The organism is Acidovorax sp. LjRoot194 (genome assembly GCF_964253015.1).
Classification (GTDB): Bacteria; Pseudomonadota; Gammaproteobacteria; order Burkholderiales; family Burkholderiaceae_C; genus Acidovorax.
The window spans coordinates 2435176-2452298 of record NZ_CAXUQB020000001.1 but is presented as its reverse complement, the minus strand read 5'-3'; the positions used below and the strand labels follow the sequence as shown (position 1 = coordinate 2452298).

Genomic DNA, 17123 nt, shown 5'->3' with positions numbered 1-17123 from the left:
GCTACAGGACGCGCTACATATTTCATAGCTTTTAGCGCTTTCCAGATAAGCGCCAGAGCCGTATTTCATTCAAATTTTCACCCATCCTCCGCCATGCCAGCCACGCCTTCCCTGCAGAGCCCACGCTACCGCGGGATCTTCCCCGTAGTGCCCACCACGTTCCATGAAGACGGCACCCTGGACATCGAGAGTCAGAAGCGCTGCCTCGACTTCATGATCGACGCCGGCGTGGACGGCGTCTGCATCCTGGCCAACTTCTCCGAGCAGTTCTCGCTGTCCGACGCCGAGCGCGAGACACTCACCCGTGTCTCGCTGGAGCATGTGGCCGGACGCGTGCCGGTCATCGTCACCACCACCCACTACGGCACCCGCGTGTGCGCCGAGCGCAGCCGCGCCGCGCAGGACATGGGCGCCGCCATGGTGATGATCATGCCGCCCTACCACGGCGCCACCTTCCGCGTGCCCGAGGCGCAGATCTACGAGTTCTATGCCCGCGTGTCCGATGCGATCAGCATCCCGATCATGGTGCAGGACGCGCCCGCCAGCGGCACCGTGCTGTCGGCCCCGTTCCTCGCCCGCATGGCGCAGGAGATCGAGAACCTGGCCTACTTCAAGATCGAGGTGCCCGGCGCCGCCAGCAAGCTGCGCGAGCTGATCCGCCTGGGCGGCGCCGCCATCGAAGGCCCGTGGGACGGCGAAGAGGCCATCACCCTGCTGGCCGACCTGGATGCGGGCGCCACCGGCGCGATGACGGGCGGCGCCTTCCCCGACGGCATCCGCCCCATCATCGAAGCCCACCGCCAGGGCGACATGGACCAGGCGTTCGCGCTATACCAGCGCTGGCTGCCGCTCATCAACCACGAAAACCGCCAGGGCGGCATCCTGACCGCCAAGGCGCTGATGAAGGAAGGCGGCGTGATCGCCTGCGAAGCGGGCCGCCACCCCTTCCCGGCCATGCACACCGAAGTGCGCCGGGGCCTGATCGACATCGCGCGCCGGCTGGACCCGCTGGTGCTGCGCTGGGGCAAATAAGTACACCATGGCAGATACCGCCAACCTCTCGGACACCCGCCTGGTGGCCCTGGACTGGGGCACCAGCTCGCTGCGCGCCTTTCGCCTGGGTGCCCACGGGCAGGTGCTGGAGCAACGCAACCGCCCCTGGGGCATCATGAACCTGCCCCCGGCACCCTCGGGCCAGGCCGATGCTGAGCCCGGTGCGGCCTTCGAGCGCGCCTTGCAGGACGCCTGCGGCGACTGGCTGGCCATCCTGCCCTCCGTGCCCGTGTTGGCCTGCGGCATGGTGGGCAGTGCGCAGGGCTGGCGCGAAGCCAAATACCTGGACGCCCCCACCTCGCTGGACGACCTGGCGCGCGGGCTGACCGTGGTGCAGCGTGGCAGCGGCACCCCCCTGCACATCGTGCCCGGGCTGCTGCAGCGCACCGGCCTGCCCAACGTGATGCGCGGTGAGGAAACGCAGGTGCTGGGTGTCTTGGCCGACACATCCGTCGCCAGCCCAGGCCCCGTGCTGGTCGGCCTGCCGGGCACGCACAGCAAGTGGGTGGTGGCGCAGGGCGACGGCGCGCGGCGCAGCATCCAGGGGTTCCACACCTTCATGACCGGCGAAGTGTTTGCCGCACTGCGCGGGCACACCATCCTGGGCAAGACGATGCAGGCACCGGCCGCGCCTGACGACGCCGCCTTTGCGCAGGGCCTGCAGGTGGCGCGCGGCAGCGATGCGGCGCTGGGCCTGCTGTCGCACATCTTCAGCACCCGCACGCTGGGCCTGACGGGCGCGTTGCCCGCCGCGGCGCAGGCGGACTACCTGTCGGGCATCCTCATCGGGCACGAGATCGCCAGCCTGGCGCGCCTGCACCCGCCCACTGGCGCCGCCCCCATCCCGCTGGTGCTGTGCGGCGAGGCCGACCTGTGCCGCCGCTACGCCATCGCCCTGCAGGCCTATGGATTTACACAGCCCACCATCGCTGCGCAGGCCACCGTCACGGGCCTGTGGCAGATCGCTATCGCTGCCGGGTTGACGACAACCCTGGGCGCAGAGCCCACCCCATTCCCCAGGAGCCAAGCCGCATGAACCCCATCGACAAGAACCTGTTCAGCACCATGCAGGCCTGTGGCCTGATCGCCATCCTGCGCGGCGTGCAGCCGCACGAGGTGGTGGCCATCGGCCACGTGCTGTACGACGCGGGGTTTCGCATCATCGAGGTGCCGCTGAACTCTCCCCAGCCCCTGGCCAGCATCCGCGCCCTGCGCAATGCGCTGCCCGCCGACTGCCTGGTGGGCGCCGGCACGGTGCTCACGCCCGAGGCCTGCGCCGATGTGGCCGCCGCGGGCGGGCAGATCATCGTCATGCCCCACAGCGACCCCGCGGTGATCCGCACCGCCCGCGCGGCCGGCATGGCCTGCGCACCCGGCGTGGCCACGCTGACCGAGGCCTATGCAGCGCTGGCCGCGGGCGCCAACATGCTCAAGCTCTTTCCGGCCGAGGCCTTGCCGCCGCATGTGCTCAAAGCCTGGCGCGCGGTCATCACCCCGCCCATGGCGCTGGTGCCGGTGGGCGGCATCGTGCCCGAGAGCATCGCCACCTACGCAGCGGCCGGGGCCAGCGGCTTCGGCCTGGGCTCCGCCCTGTACCGCCCGGGCGACAGCGCAGGCGACGTGGCCGCCAAGGCCGTTGCGTTCGTCACCGCGTGGCAGGACGCCTACAGCCCGGCACACGGTGCGCACCCCAATGCCGCCACGGGCCCGGCTGCCTAGACGTCCTATTGCTGCGTTGCCGCTCATCACCCGCATCCGCATTCCCACGGCTTCCTTTCCATCCGCCCTCCCATGAAGATCACCCGACTGACCACATTCCTGGTGCCCCCGCGCTGGTGCTTTCTGAAAATCGAAACCGATGAAGGCATCGTCGGCTGGGGCGAGCCCATCCTGGAAGGCCGCGCGCAAACCGTGGCCGCCGCGGTCGAAGAGCTGGGCGACTACCTCATCGGCAAGGACCCGCGCCACATCGAAGACCACTGGACGGTGCTGTACCGCGGCGGCTTCTACCGGGGTGGCGGCGTGCACATGAGCGCCCTGGCCGGCATCGACCAGGCGCTGTGGGACATCAAGGGCAAGGCCCTGGGCGTGCCCGTGTCCGAACTGCTGGGCGGCAATGTGCGCGATCGCATCCGGGTGTACAGCTGGATCGGCGGCGACCGCCCCAGCGAGACCGCCCAGCAGGCCCGGGACGCCGTGGCCCGCGGCTTCACCGCGGTGAAGATGAACGGCACCGAAGAAATGCAGTTTGTGGACACCTACGACAAGGTGGAGCGCTGCCTGCAGAACGTGGCCGCGGTGCGCGAGGCCGTGGGCCCCAACGTGGGCATCGGCGTGGACTTTCATGGTCGCGTGCACCGCCCCATGGCCAAGGTGCTGATCAAGGAGCTGGAGCCCTACCGCCTGATGTTCATCGAAGAACCCGTGCTCAGCGAGCACGAAGAGGCGCTGAAAGAGATCGCCCGCATCTCATCCACCCCCATCGCCCTGGGAGAGCGCCTGTACTCCCGCTGGGACTTCAAGCGCGTGCTGAAGGGGGGGTATGCCGACATCATCCAGCCCGACCCGTCACACTCCGGCGGCATCACCGAAACCCGCAAGATCGCCACCATGGCCGAGGCCTACGACGTGGCCCTGGCCCTGCACTGCCCCCTGGGCCCCATCGCCCTGGCCGCCAACCTGCAGCTGGACGCCGTTTGCTACAACGCCTTCATCCAGGAGCAAAGCCTGGGCATTCACTACAACCAGGACAACGACCTGATGGACTATGTGTCCAACCCGGAAGTGTTTGCGTACGAGGACGGGATGGTGGCCATACCGAACGGGCCGGGGTTGGGCATCGAGGTGAACGAAGAGTACGTGAGGGAGCGTGCGCAGCAAGGACACCGGTGGCGCAATCCGGTGTGGCGGCACAAGGATGGGAGTTTTGCGGAGTGGTGAATGCGTGCGTTTGGAAGCCCTGTGGAGATGACACAGTGCCCGACATCAGCCCCTCCCTGCGTCAGAAACCCCGTTGATTGACAGCGTGGCGGACCTACAGCGCCATAGCGGCCATCCGCGGCGCTGCCGCATGCATCCTCAGCGTCCCTCTGGCACCACCGCGCCCCCCAGCACCCGGTACAGCGTGGCCAGCGCATTGAGCTGGGCCAGCTGGTTCTCCTGCACCGCCAGCTCTGCCGTGCGGCGTCGTTGCTGCGCGTCCAGCCAGGTGCGCAGACCCGTGGCACCGGCGCGGTAGCGCACCTCGTACAAGCGTTCGGCCTCGCGGGCGGCCGTCAATTGCAGGGTCAGTTGTTCACCCTGGCGCAGCAGCTGGGTGCGGGCCGACAGGGCGTTCTCCACATCGGCCAACGCGGTGTACAGAGTCTGGCGAAAGTTGGTGACCGCCTCCTCGTACTGCGCGGCCGCCAGTTGGCCCGACAGCTTCATTTCTTGCGCGCGCAAAAAAGGCAGACTCAGCCCCGCACCCAGGGTGGCCACGGGGTTGGAGAGCAGGCGCAGCAGTGAGGTGCTGGACGTACCCAGGTCCCCCGTCAGGCTGAGCGCCGGGTAGTAGCTGGCGCGCGTGGCGTCGCCGCTGGCCAGCACATTGCGCAGACGGGCCTCGGCGGCGCGCAGGTCGGGGCGGCGGGACAGCAGCTCGGCGGGCGCACCAGCGGCTACCGGGGGCAACGCGGCTTCAGGCAGGCGCTGTGGCTCAGTGGGCAGCACCTCGGCCAGGGTGGCGGCGCCGGGGGGCGCGTTCATCAGCACAGCGATGGCGTTGCGGGTTTCCACACGCTGCTGCTCCAGCTGGGCCAGGGCGGCGCGCTGGCTGGCCACGGTCTGCTCGGCCTCGCGCAGTTCCAGGGCCGATACCGAGCCCGCGTCGTACTGTGAGCGCACCAGCTCCTGCGTGCGCTGGGCATAGGCCAGGCTGTCGCCACCGCTGGCCACACGCTGGTTCAGATAGGCCAGTTGCCAGTACAGCCCCGCCGACGTGCCGGCCAGGGCCTGGGCGGCGGCCTCGCGGTCCTCGGCAGTGGCGCGGGCGGCCCACTCGGCCGCATCGCGCGTGCTGGCCACCCGGCCCCACAGGTCCACCTCGTAGCTGGCCGACAGCGATGCGCCGCTGCTGCGCACCGTGGAGTTGCCGCCCCCGTCCAGCCGGCGCGACGCACCGCTGGACAGGCGCCCCGCCACTATCGGGCCCAGCCCTGCGGCGGTGATACCCGCCTGCAACTGCGCCTGGCGCACGCGCAGTGCGGCGGCAGCCAGGTCGTTGTTGCGCGCCAGAGCGGATTCGACCACCTGGCTCAGCGCGGGGTCATCGAACTGGCGCCACCACTGGTCGGGCAGCTGGGCGAATATGGTGGCCTGCTGCTGCTCCCAAGCGGCAGGCACGTTGACACCGGGCGCCTGGTAGGCCGTGCGCGTGCCGGAGCAGCCAGCCAGCAAAGCCAGCGCCAGGGGAACCAGGGCGAAGGAAGATTTTTTGATGGTCATCACTTGCAGCCGGTCCTTCATGTTCATCATCTATTCAGGTATTCAGGTATTCAGGTATTAGGTGCTCACTGCGCCATGCGCCACCCACGACGCTCGAAACTGGCGCGCCCAATGCCAGCGCCCCCGCGCAAGGGCCGCCCCGCCGCGCTGGGGGCGTCCCCCTCCCGACTCGCACAGCGAGTCGAGAGAGGGGGAAGGCGCAAAGCGCCTCAGGGGGTGCTTCATCTAGTCCCGTGCGAGCGCATCGATGGGGTTGAGCCGCGCCGCGCTGCGCGCCGGCAAAAAGCCGAAGACCACGCCGATCAGCGTGGAGCAGGCGAACGCCCACACCATGGAGCTCACCGAGAACGCCAGCGGCACCACCGGCGCCACGCTGGTGATCAGCGCGCCCAAGCCCAGCGCGATGGCGATGCCCAGGCCACCGCCCAGCAGGCACACCAGCACCGCCTCGATGAGGAACTGCTGCTGGATGTCGCCCTGGCGCGCGCCCACGGCCATGCGCACACCGATCTCTCGGGTGCGCTCGGTCACGGAGACGAGCATGATGTTCATCACCCCGATGCCCCCCACCATGAGCGAGATGACGGCGATGGATGCGACCAGCAAGGTCAGCGTCTGCGTGGTGGTCTCGATGGTCTGGCGGATGCTGTCGGTGTTGAGCACGTAGAAGTCCTCGCGACCATGGCGCGACTTGAGCAACTGGTTGATGCCCTGCTCCGCAGCGGCCATGGGCGCGGTGTCGGCCACGCGCACGGTGATGCTGCGCAGGTAGTTTTGCCCCACGATGCGGCCCATGGCCGTGGTGTAGGGCACCCAGACATTCAGCGCCTCGCTGTTGCCAAAGGCGTTCTCGCTCTTGGCGGCCACGCCGATCACCCGCACCGGCACGCTGCCCAGCAGCACCACCTCGCCCACCGGGTTGGGTGTGTTGGGGAAGAGCTTGGCGCGGGTGTTGTCGTCGATCACCGCGACCTGCTGGCGCCCCTGCACCGCGCTGGCGTCGAACACCGTGCCCTGCGCGATCTTCACCGCCTTGACGCGGAAGTACTGCTCGCCCACGCCGTTGACGGTGCCGGTCAGCTCCACGTTTCGCCAGCGCAGCCGCGCTGCGGCGTTGAGGTTGGGCGTGACGCTGTCCACATACGGCTGGGCGGCCAGGGCGTCGGCATCGGCCGGTACCAGGGTGCGCACCGCGGCCGAGCGCACGTCACCAAAGCCCGAGCCCGAGAACACCTCGATGGTGTTGGTGCCGATGGCGCTGATGTCGGCCAGCACCTTCTTTTGCGTGCCCGCGCCCAGCGCCACCACCGACACCACCGAGGCGATGCCGATCACGATGCCCAGCATGGTCAAAAAGGTGCGCAGCCGGTGCGCGTTCATGGCCAGCAGGGCCATGTGGAAGGCCTCGCGAAACCGGTCGCCAAAGGCCGACAGGCGCGCAAAGAGCCCCGTAGGCGCGCGGCTGGCGGGGCGTGTGGCACCGGTGCCGGGTGCGGTCGCATCTGCGCGCCGCGTGTCGCCCACGATGGCGCCGTCGCGGATCTCGATCACGCGCTGCGCGTGCGCGGCCACGCCCATGTCGTGCGTGACGATGATGATGGTATGGCCCTCGGCATGCAGTTCTGCCAGGATCTTCATCACCTCTGCGCCGGAGTGCGTGTCCAGCGCGCCGGTGGGCTCGTCGGCCAGGATCACACGGCCGCCGTTCATCAACGCGCGGGCGATGGACACGCGCTGCTGCTGCCCGCCCGACAGCTTGCCCGGCGTGTGGTGCATGCGGTCGGCCAGGCCCAGGCGCGCCAGCAGCGCGGCCGAGCGTTCGCGCCGCTGCGCACGCGTGCGGCCCGCGTACACGGCGGGCACTTCCACATTGCCCTGGGCCGTGAGGTCCGACAGCAGGTGGTAGCGCTGGAAGATGAAGCCGAAGTGCTCGCGCCGCAGCTCGGCCAGTTCGTCGGGCGCCAGCTGCCCGGTCTCGCGCCCCTCCACGCGGTAGCTGCCGCGGGTGGGCGTGTCCAGGCAGCCCAGGATGTTCATCAGCGTGGACTTGCCCGAGCCCGACTGCCCGACGATGGCCACCATCTCACCGGCGTGGATGGTCAGGTGCACGTCCTTGAGCACCGCCAGCACCTGGTCGCCGGCCGGGAACTCGCGCGTGACGCCGCGCAGGTCCAGCAGCGGCTGCACTGCCGCTGTAGTTGCTGCGGTTGCTGCAGTTGTGTTTGTCACCGCCCCGCCGGGCTCGTGTGCCTTGCCTTGCATGGCCTGCATCGCCCCACTCACTGCCGTGGCGGGCCGCCGCGCATGCGGCCCGGGTTGGTCGCCGATGGTGCGGTGGCGCCGTCGCCCAGCACCACCTTGTCACCGGCAGCCAGGCCCTCGGTGACCTGGGCGTTGACGTTGTTGTTCAGGCCGATCTTCACCTGCCGGGGCGCGGCATTGCCCTCGGCGTCCACCACGCGCACGGTGGTGGTGCCGTCGGCGTTGCGCGCACCCAGCGCGGCCGACGGGATGGTGACCACGCCCTTGGCCTCGGCCCGCACGATGTAGACCTGCGCCGTCATGGAGATGCGCAGCTTGCCATCGGGGTTGGGCGCGTCGAACAAGCCGTTGTAGTAGATGGCGGTGGCCGTGGCATTGCTGCTGGTGGCCGTGCTGGAGAGCGACGACTCGTTGGCGATGGAATCGGGCGCGGGCTCTACCGCGCGCAGCGTGGCCTGGTAGCGCTGGTCGGGCTCGCCCAGGATGGTGAAGTACACCTTCTGCCCGGGTTTGACGCGGGTCACGTCGGCCTCGGAGATCTGGGCCTTCACGGTCATGGTGTCCACCTTGGCCAGCTTGATGATGGTGGGCGCGGCCTGGTTGGCGTTGACGGTCTGCCCCTCCTGCGTGACCACCGCCACCACCTGGCCGTCGATGGGCGCGACGATGCGTGTGTAGCCCAGATTGACCTTGGCCGTGTCGGCCGCGATGGCGGCCTGCTGCATCTGGGCCTTCAGGGCATCGATGTCGGCCAGCGTGGTGCGGTACGTGGCCTCGGCCGCCTCCAGGTCGGCCTGCGGGCCGGCGTCGGCCGCGCGCAGCTGCTGCTGGCGCTTGTAGGCCAGCTCCACCTGCGACAGCGATGCCTGGCGCGCGCGCAGGTTGGCCTGCGCCGTGGCCAGCGCTGCTTCGGAGTTGCGCACGGTGTTCTGCTGCGTCATGGAGTCGATCTCGGCCACCAGTTGCCCGGCCTTCACGTTGTCGCCCAGTGCCACCTTCAGCGACTTGATCTGCCCCGACACCTGCGCGCCCACGCTCACCTGCTTGAAGGCCTGCAGCGTACCGCTGGCCAGCACCGTGTCCTCCAGATCGCCCGTGGCGGCGGTGGCGGTGATGAAGTTGTTGGGCACTTTGGCGGGGAAGAACTGCCACTTGACGACTGCAGCAGCTGCCGCGAGCAGCACCAGCGCGATGATGCCGGTGCGCAGGGGTTTTTTCTTGGAAATGGCCATGGTGGTGGTTGGGTAGAGAGCGTTGCGTTGCGCGCCAAGGCAGCGCAGTCGGGATTGGGTCAGCAGAAGAGGAGCGCTAGCCGCACTAGCGTGGGGCGTTTACTTTCGTTGGCGTTTTGCCGCCTTGGTTACAGCCGGTGGCGGTGCAGCATCACCAAAAGGCCGCGGCGTCACCGGGTCGCAAAACGGCAGGTGGCTCACGGCGCGGATGGCCCGGGACATCTGCGCCACTACTTCCGTGGTGGTGAAGGCCCGTGCATCGCGCACGGCCGCCCGGCTGATGGTCTCGTCCACCGTTCGCACCGCACCCATCACGGCAGCGGCGCACAGGCGCACGTCGAAATCATGGTGGGAGCGCCCCAGCCGGTCGCCGATCAGCGCCGCCATTTCTTCCTCGCCATCGTGGTACGCGTGCAGCCAGATGGAGCGCAGGTCGGGCTCGTCGGGCAGCGCGGCGATCAACCGGACCACCAGCACCATGTCGGCGATCTCTTCTGGCGAATGTTTGTCGAGCGCAAACTGGTTGGCCAGGTGCACCTCGATCGGCTCAGCGAGCGGCCAGGCGCGCAGCTCCCGGTAAAAGCGCTGCCAGATCTGCGTGAACAAGGGCGCGACGCAACTTTCCTTGTTGCGAAAGTACCGCCACACCGTGCGCTCTGAAATACCGGCTGCCGCAGCGATGTCGCTGCCACTGGTCGCGCTGACGCCCTGCTCTGCAAACAGGCGGGCAGCGGCACGGGCAACGGTGAGGCGGGAGGTTTCTATGCGGCGGATCACAACAACAAAATGTCAGTTTCCGACATCATACTGGCAGTAAATGCCAAATTTAACCCACTCAACTGGACGCAGCGTAAAGTGTGTGATCGACCGCTGGAGACGAGGGAATAGGCTGTACGGAGTTGGGTGCGCAGGCAGGAAGGCCCTGAAACTGCCGTTCATTGACCTCTTCACGCCGGTCTATACGACGCGGGACAACCTGCATATTCGCGGTCGTCAGTCATAAGCACGGGTATCGGCCAGTGAGGTCCCGAGGGTGCTGCCCGTGCACCTGTCCGGTACTTGCCGGCAATTTTGTTTCTTCGCCCCAAGTCGATCTGGTGCGCGAGAAGGATCGGGATGGCAAGCGCTCAAGGCGCCCTGTCATCAAACCCTGCAGCCGTGGGCGGGCACGGGCTTCGTAGTCGCTTCTGGACCCGGGCCGCAGACAACGACCTTCGGGTCTCATCAGCCAGCGGGTGGACGCCCCCCGCTACAACCGGCCTCGCTGGCCAATCAGCGCAAGGTGCACGCGTCAGCCTGAGCAGCCAGCGTTCCGCTGGCTGTACGGCACGACGCGCGGACGACGCAGTGCACGCTGGTGCAGCCCACGCGTCCGCAGAGACCGGGCGTGCCAGCCCGGTCTCACACTTTCAACGACCGCTCGATGTCCGTCAGCTTGTAGCGGGCCAGGGCCAGATTGCCTTTGGCCTTGTCCAGCACCAGGTACAGGAAGAGCCCGTCATTGTTGGGCACCAGGCGGATCAGGTGGTACTGGTCGGCCAGGGTGATGAGGATGTCTTCAATACCGCGCTTGATGCCCAGTGCCTCCATGGTCTTGAGCTTGGCCTGCACCACCCGGGTGTTGCCGGCGGCTGCCAGGTCCAGGTTCATGCCGCCCCCGGCCTGGGCCAGGCACATGCCGCTGCGGTAGTCGACCAGGGCGACCGCCTGTGCGCCGTCGATGGTCATCGCGGCATCCATGGAACTCTTCAAATTGGAACTCATATCGTCCGACCTTCTGTCTTCGTTGAAATAATCATTGACCCGCGGGACCTTGCCCAACTGCTCCATAAGCACGAACCACAGCGTCTGCGGGTCGCTGTTGGGCAACTGGTATTTGTGCACTCCAGCGCGCCCATGGGTGCGCAGGAACTTGGAGATCTCCATGTCTTCCATCACCGCATTGGGTAGAAGAATGAACCAGACCGCAGGCGCGGAACGCACGGCAGCAAGCGCCAAAATGGCAGGCAGAAGGGTGAAGCCGCCGGGCCCCACCAGGATCGCCAGCGCGTCGGGCTGCGCAGGCATCTTCTTCAGATCGGCCACCGCAGCGGGGCGGTACCAGCTGATCTCCAGCGCGCCCGCGACGTCTCCAAGCGGCAGCCTCTCCCAGGCACCGTGACCCGATGCACCCGCCACGCCCAGGTGGGCGAGTGCGTATCCGCCGATGCGCGAGGTCAGGTCCAACACGGCGAGTTCAGGGGTGTGCATCAACGGTGGGTTCCTTGTGGATGTTCTTGCGATCTGAGCCGTTGCCCGGGCGCAGGCTGGCTGTGCGGCATGCCGGCGATGCGCTGGCAACAATGCGGTGGTCATGGGTGTTGGCGCGGATGCTCGACTGGCGGCTGTGGGCTGGCCCGCGCCGGAGGCTGCGCTGGCTGGGGCTTGGGTCCACCTTGGCCCGCCTGGGCAGCTCCTCAGCGCGGGGCTTGCAGCGTCGGTCGGCCTGCGTTGCGGCGGATTCTAGGGACGCGCATCTGCATTCAACCGCTTGTTGAATGGATTCAACAGTTCATCCCACCGCGGCGCTTTTTTCGCTTCAATCGCAACGGCTGGTGACCTCATTCCGCAGATAGCTCTGCGCCTGGAGAGGTCAAACCGCCGCTCAGTCCGTGCTGCGGTTCCAGGTGCCTGAACAACGGCCAGGGCGATCAGGCCACCAGGCGGAACTGGCCCACCGTCTGCGACAGCGCCACGGCCTGCTGGCTGAGCGACTGCGCTGCTGCCAGGGCCTCTTCCACCAGCGCCGCGTTCTGCTGCGTGCCCTGGTCCATCTGCGACACGGCCTGGTTGACCTGGGCGATGCCTGCACTCTGCTCGGCGCTGGCCGAACTGATCTCGGCCACCATGGTGGTCACGTTCTTCACGCCATCGACCACCTCGCGCATGGTGGCGCCGGCCTGCTCCACCAGCTGGGTGCCTGCACCCACCTTGGCCACGGAGTCGTCGATCAGGCCCTTGATCTCCTTGGCCGCTGCAGCGCTGCGCTGGGCCAGGGAGCGCACTTCGCTGGCCACCACCGCAAAGCCGCGGCCCTGCTCGCCGGCACGGGCGGCTTCTACCGCCGCGTTCAGCGCCAGGATGTTGGTCTGGAACGCAATGCCGTCGATGACGCTGATGATGTCCACGATCTTGCGCGAGGACTGCTCGATGGAGCCCATGGTGCTCACCACCTGCTGCACCACGTCGCCGCCGCGCACGGCGGTGGCCGAGGCGGCGCGCGCCAGTTCGTCGGCGCGGCGGGCGTTGGCTGCGTTCTGCTGCACGGTGGCCGTCAGCTGCTCCATCGACGCTGCCGTTTCTTGCAGGGCACTGGCCTGCGACTCGGTGCGGCCCGACAAATCGCCATTGCCCGCCGCGATTTCGTCCGATGCGGTGTTGATCGAGTCGGTGCTGTCGCGCACCTGGGTCACAAGGCGGGCCAGGTTGTCGCGCATGGCACGGATGGCGTGCAGGATGCTCGACGTGTCGCCGGGCAGGGTTTTGACGTCGACCGCCAGGTTGCCCTGTACGATCTGGGTGACCACGTCGGCCGCGTACTGCGGCTCGCCGCCCAGCTGGCGCACCAGGGTGCGCAGCATCTGCCAGGCCATGATGGCCACGACGAGCATCAGCACCGCGCCGATGGACAGCAGGATGGCCGCGTTGCGCCAGAATGCGTCCTCGATGTCGTCCACATAGTCGCCAAAGCCGATGATCCAGTCCCAGGGTTCGAACCGGATCACGGCGTAGAGCTTGTCGACGGGCTCCTTCACCCCCGGGCGGGTGCCGGACTGAACGACGAAGCCCACGGTGCGCCCCTGCATGGAAACGCGAAACCGCTCGCCCGATTCTTTATGGCCCTTGTCACTCAGGGCGCCCACCCGCTTGGGATTGGGGTGAATGAAGGACAGGTCGTGTGAGTAGCCGCGCACAAAGAAATATTTGTCCTTGTGCACAAAGGCGCTGATCACGAGCGAGGCCTCCTTGATGGCGTCTTCGCGAGACAGGGCGCCGCTCTTTTCCTTTTCGTAGGACTTCTGGGCGGCGGCCTGGGCGAGCGTGACCAGGTTGGCCAACTGGGCTTTGCGCTCGTTCATCATCGACTGGTAAAGCGTGTTCAGCGCCACGGCAGACAGCGCGATCATGCCGGCCAGAGTGGCCGCGCACAGCCACAGTATTCTGGTTTTGATTTTCATAATAATGATGATGACGAAGGATATTGGGCAGACGGACAGCCAAGAGGCAGATAATCAATTTCGTAAACCAGAGAATTTCAATCATCTGGAATAGATTGGTATTTTCAAAAACTCAAAATCCATACATCAGAAAATCAATAGATGGACTTGAGCATGTATCACAATGTACACGAGATAGCTGCCTGCTGGCAAATCGGTATTAACCCCTTTCCAAGCTTTCATTCATATTTCATTAATCTTTCTTTTCGCTTTCAATGATTATCAGTGTTAATACCTTCGACGGATACAGACTGCGATGGAGAAGCAATTCGGAACACCCCCAGCCCTTGTTTCAGGATGCTCCATTTTTGATAGCAGCTACCGCGCATGCAGTGCGCGGTAGGGCCCAAAAACATCCCAAAACCCCTCGCCCGCCGCATGATCGCGACCCCGCGTTGGGCATCTGCAAGGCACTGTGATTAAAATCAGTACCCAGCCTGCCGACCCCACCACCCCATGACGGCTCTGCCCTCCCCCGCATCGGCCCCTGCGCCCGCCATCCAGCTCACCCGCTTTCACCGCACGCGCCTCATGCAAATCTGGCGTTCGGCGGGGTGGCCGTGCAAGGACGCGCTGGAGATCGACCTGCTGGCCGCGCAGTTGGTGATGCTGCAGGTGTCGCCCGAGGGGTTCGAGTCCCTGCGGCTCACCGACGAGGGCATCCGCACGCTGGCCGTGGCACGCCAGCGCAGCGTGCGGGCGCTGAGCACGCACGACCGGCTGGCCGCCAGGTTCGCCGAGCACCTGCTGGCGGCGGGGCGCATCGTGTGGCGCGAGCTGTCACTGCGCGCGGTGGTGGACGGGCCGGCGCCGCAGACGCTCCCCGCGGCGGACGCCGCCCTGCCGACCGCCCCCGCACCCATCGGCCACGGCCGCAGCACCCCGCTGTGGAACGAGGACACCGATTCGCCCGCAGCCCGCGCCGCCGCCAACGTGTGGCGCATGGCGCGGCCCGACCTGTTTTCGGTGCGCAACACGTCCGTGCCGGCCTACCTGCAGCCCATGGTGCACGAGGTCAAAGCGAGCCGGGCCGACCTGCTGTCGGACCTGCGGCACGACGCCAAGCGCCAGGCCTACCAGTGGCTGTGCGAGGAGTGCTACTACGTGTTCCCGGCAGGCATCGCCCAGCCGGAGGAGATCCCGGAGCACTTCGGTATCTGGGTGCTGCACGGCAAGCTGGACGATGGCGCGCACAGCCGGTTCGAGCTGCTGCGGCCCGCGCGGCATGCCAGCTGCACCCTGCCCTTCGCGGTGTGGATGGCGCTGTGCAAGGCCACGCCGATGCGCAGCGAGGCCGAGCTGGCACAGGCCCACCTGGGCGAGGCCGCAGAAGCTGCGGAGCAGACGGCGGGGCATGCGGCAGGGCAGACCGCGGTGCCCGCCAACGATGCATCGGCCAACGACGCCTCGGCCACCGGCGACACGCTGGCCGGCGACCTCCCCGCCCTACCCTGCGCCGAGCCCCCGCCATGACCTACACCGTGGCGGTGCGCGAGCTGTGCGAGTTCACCGCCAAGCAGGGCGACCTGGACCTGCGCTTCACCCCGGCGCCCACGGCGCTGGAGGGCATCGCGGGCCATGCCACCGTGGCCACGCGCCGGGGCGCTGGCTACCGCGCCGAAGTGGCATTGGCGGGCCAGTACAAGACGCTGCGCGTGCGCGGCCGGGCCGATGGCGTCGATGCGGCGCAGCAGCGCCTGGACGAGGTCAAGACCTTCAAGGGCCGCCTGGACCGGCAACCCGCATCGCACCGCGCGCTGCACTGGGCGCAGGCGCGCATCTACGGCTGGCTGCTGTGCCAACAGGAGGGCTGGAGCCACATCGACCTGGCGCTGGTGTACTTCGACATCGGCACGCAAAAGGAAACCGTGTTCACCGACCGCCACACCGCGGCCGACCTGCAGCAGCACTTCGAGGCGCAGTGCGAGCGGTTCCTGGCCTGGGCCGAGGCCCAGGTGGCGCACCGTGCGGTGCGCGATGCGGCCCTGGGTGCGCTGGCGTTTCCGTTCGGCACCTTTCGCGCCGGGCAGCGCCCGCTGGCCGAGGCGGTGTACAAGGCCGCCGCGTCGGGCCGCTGCCTGCTGGCCCAGGCGCCCACGGGCATCGGCAAGACCATGGGCACACTGTTCCCGCTGCTCAAGGCCATCCCGGGGCAGCAGATCGACAAGGTGTTCTTTCTGGCGGCCAAGACCTCCGGCCGGCAGATGGCGCTGGATGCGCTGGAGCGCCTGGCCCCACCTGCCGCCACCGCCCCGGGCCTGCCGCTGCGCGTGCTGGAGCTGGTGGCGCGCGACAAGGCCTGCGAACACCCCGACAAGGCCTGCCACGGCGAGTCGTGCCCGCTGGCGCAGGGCTTTTACGACCGGCTGCCTGCGGCCCGCGCCGCCGCCGTGGCCCCAGCCACCGAAGGCGGCTGCCAGGGCCCGGCCCCGCTGCTGCAGGCCCGCGTGCGCGAGGTGGCGCTGGCCCACCAGGTCTGCCCCTACTACCTGAGCCAGGAACTCGCGCGCTGGGCCGATGTGGTGGTGGGCGACTACAACTACTACTTCGACCTGGGCGGCCTGCTGCATGGCCTGACGCAGGCCAACCAGTGGCGCGCCGCGCTGCTGGTGGACGAGGCCCACAACCTGGTGGAACGCGGCCGCAAGATGTACACGGCCGAGCTGCGCCCGGACAGCCTGGCGCTGGCCCGCCAGTCGCCCGCCGCCACGCGCCACCCCGCCGTGAAAAAGGCGCTGGACAAGGTGCGCCGCTGCTGGGTGGCGCTGGACAAGGAACAAACCGCGGCTGGCGCCCACTACGCGGTCTTCGATGCCTTCCCCGACAAGCTGCTGGCCGCGCTGCAGCAGTGCGGCAGCACGCTGTCGGACCACTTTGCCGACCACCCGGCCGAGCCCGATGCGGCGCTGCAGGCGTTCTACTTCGATGCGCTGCACCTGGTGCGCATGGCGGAGCTGCTGGACACGCATTCGCTGGTGGACATCACCCAGCCCCACCAGCCCACGCAGCGCCCGCATCACCCGCAGCGCACAGCCGGCAAGGCACCGGCGCCGGGCGGCTCCACGCTGTGCATCCGCAACGTGGTGCCCGCGCCCTTCCTGCAGCCGCGCCTGCAGGCTGCGCACACCAGCACGCTGTTTTCGGCCACGCTGCAGCCTGCGCGCTACTACGGCGACCTGCTGGGCCTGCCCGACCAGCATGTGTGGGTGGATGTGGAATCGCCTTTTGCCAGCGCGCAGCTGCAGGTGCAGGTGGCCCGCCACATCTCCACCCGCTACCCGGACCGCAATGCGTCGCTGGCGCCCATTGCCGACCTGATGGCGCGGCAGTTCACCGCGCGGCCGGGCAACTACCTGGCGTTCTTCAGTAGCTACGAGTATCTGCAGCAGGTGGCCGATGTGTTCGAGCGCAACCACCCGCACCTGCCGCACTGGCGCCAGTCGCGCCGCATGCTGGAGGCCGAGCAGCGGCAGTTCCTGGACCGCTTCACCGACACCAGCGAAGGCATTGCGTTCGCGGTGCTGGGCGGCGCGTTTGCCGAGGGCATCGACCTGCCCGGGCGCCGGCTGATCGGCGCCTTCCTGGCCACGCTGGGCCTGCCGCAGGTCAACCCGGTCAATGAGCAGATCCGCCAGCGCATGCAGGCCCTGTTCGGCGACGGGTATGACTACACCTACCTGTACCCCGGCCTGCAGAAGGTGGTGCAGGCGGCGGGCCGCGTGATCCGCACGCCCAGCGACGAGGGCGTGGTGCACCTGATGGACGACCGGTTCGGGCGCAGCGAGGTGCGGGCGTTGCTGCCGACGTGGTGGCAAGCGTGAGAAATGACCCCCAC

The 17123-nt window shown here is 67.9% G+C and carries 12 protein-coding genes; 6 read left to right on the top strand and 6 right to left on the bottom strand.

The genetic code is table 11. The features are described 5' to 3' along the window. Nucleotides 1-93: 93 nt before the first annotated feature. From ACSQ3N_RS11010 to dgoD, 4 genes are all read left to right on the top strand, one after another. A complete protein-coding gene (locus ACSQ3N_RS11010; RefSeq protein ID WP_436146253.1) occupies nucleotides 94-1032 on the top strand; it encodes a dihydrodipicolinate synthase family protein in 939 nt (312 codons plus the stop codon). 7 nt (nucleotides 1033-1039) lie between these two features. After that, the gene (locus tag ACSQ3N_RS11005) at nucleotides 1040-2089 is read left to right on the top strand and encodes a 2-dehydro-3-deoxygalactonokinase (protein ID WP_436146252.1); all 1050 of its coding nucleotides are present in this window, start codon (nucleotides 1040-1042) and stop codon (nucleotides 2087-2089) included. Further along, nucleotides 2086-2772 carry a 2-dehydro-3-deoxy-6-phosphogalactonate aldolase gene (locus ACSQ3N_RS11000; protein ID WP_056421291.1) on the top strand — a complete coding sequence of 229 codons (687 nt, stop codon included), beginning with the start codon at nucleotides 2086-2088 and terminating at the stop codon, nucleotides 2770-2772. Before ACSQ3N_RS11005 ends, ACSQ3N_RS11000 begins: the two co-directional genes overlap by 4 nt. 72 nt (nucleotides 2773-2844) lie before the next feature. Next, nucleotides 2845-3993 carry a galactonate dehydratase gene (dgoD, locus tag ACSQ3N_RS10995; protein WP_436146251.1) on the top strand — a complete coding sequence of 383 codons (1149 nt, stop codon included), beginning with the start codon at nucleotides 2845-2847 and terminating at the stop codon, nucleotides 3991-3993. A 138-nt stretch (nucleotides 3994-4131) separates the two neighbouring features. Here dgoD and ACSQ3N_RS10990 read toward each other — a convergent pair whose 3' ends face one another. From ACSQ3N_RS10990 to ACSQ3N_RS10965, 6 genes are all read right to left on the bottom strand, one after another. Further along, nucleotides 4132-5538, bottom strand: coding sequence for an efflux transporter outer membrane subunit (locus tag ACSQ3N_RS10990; RefSeq protein WP_436146250.1), 1407 nt, complete (start codon nucleotides 5536-5538; stop codon nucleotides 4132-4134). Nucleotides 5539-5763: 225 nt separating this feature from the next. Next, nucleotides 5764-7767: a MacB family efflux pump subunit gene (locus ACSQ3N_RS10985; protein ID WP_436146249.1), complete on the bottom strand. Its 2004-nt coding sequence runs from the start codon at nucleotides 7765-7767 to the stop codon at nucleotides 5764-5766. A 50-nt stretch (nucleotides 7768-7817) separates the two neighbouring features. Further along, nucleotides 7818-9032 (bottom strand): efflux RND transporter periplasmic adaptor subunit, encoded by a 1215-nt coding sequence (locus ACSQ3N_RS10980; RefSeq protein WP_436146248.1) that lies wholly within the window; start codon nucleotides 9030-9032, stop codon nucleotides 7818-7820. Between the two features lie 99 nt (nucleotides 9033-9131). Further along, a complete protein-coding gene (locus ACSQ3N_RS10975) occupies nucleotides 9132-9809 on the bottom strand; it encodes a TetR/AcrR family transcriptional regulator (RefSeq protein WP_436146247.1) in 678 nt (225 codons plus the stop codon). A gap of 624 nt (nucleotides 9810-10433) precedes the next feature. Continuing rightward, nucleotides 10434-11282 carry a hypothetical protein gene (locus tag ACSQ3N_RS10970; RefSeq protein WP_436147943.1) on the bottom strand — a complete coding sequence of 283 codons (849 nt, stop codon included), beginning with the start codon at nucleotides 11280-11282 and terminating at the stop codon, nucleotides 10434-10436. Nucleotides 11283-11722: 440 nt separating this feature from the next. Continuing rightward, on the bottom strand, nucleotides 11723-13249 hold the full coding sequence (locus ACSQ3N_RS10965; protein WP_436146246.1) for a methyl-accepting chemotaxis protein: 1527 nt from the start codon (nucleotides 13247-13249) through the stop codon (nucleotides 11723-11725). Between the two features lie 495 nt (nucleotides 13250-13744). Here ACSQ3N_RS10965 and ACSQ3N_RS10960 point away from each other — a divergent pair, with 495 nt between their 5' ends. After that, the gene (locus tag ACSQ3N_RS10960) at nucleotides 13745-14761 is read left to right on the top strand and encodes a hypothetical protein (protein WP_235507377.1); all 1017 of its coding nucleotides are present in this window, start codon (nucleotides 13745-13747) and stop codon (nucleotides 14759-14761) included. Continuing rightward, nucleotides 14758-17109 carry a helicase C-terminal domain-containing protein gene (locus tag ACSQ3N_RS10955; protein WP_436146245.1) on the top strand — a complete coding sequence of 784 codons (2352 nt, stop codon included), beginning with the start codon at nucleotides 14758-14760 and terminating at the stop codon, nucleotides 17107-17109. The genes ACSQ3N_RS10960 and ACSQ3N_RS10955 overlap by 4 nt, the downstream gene beginning before the upstream one ends. Nucleotides 17110-17123 lie beyond the last annotated feature (14 nt).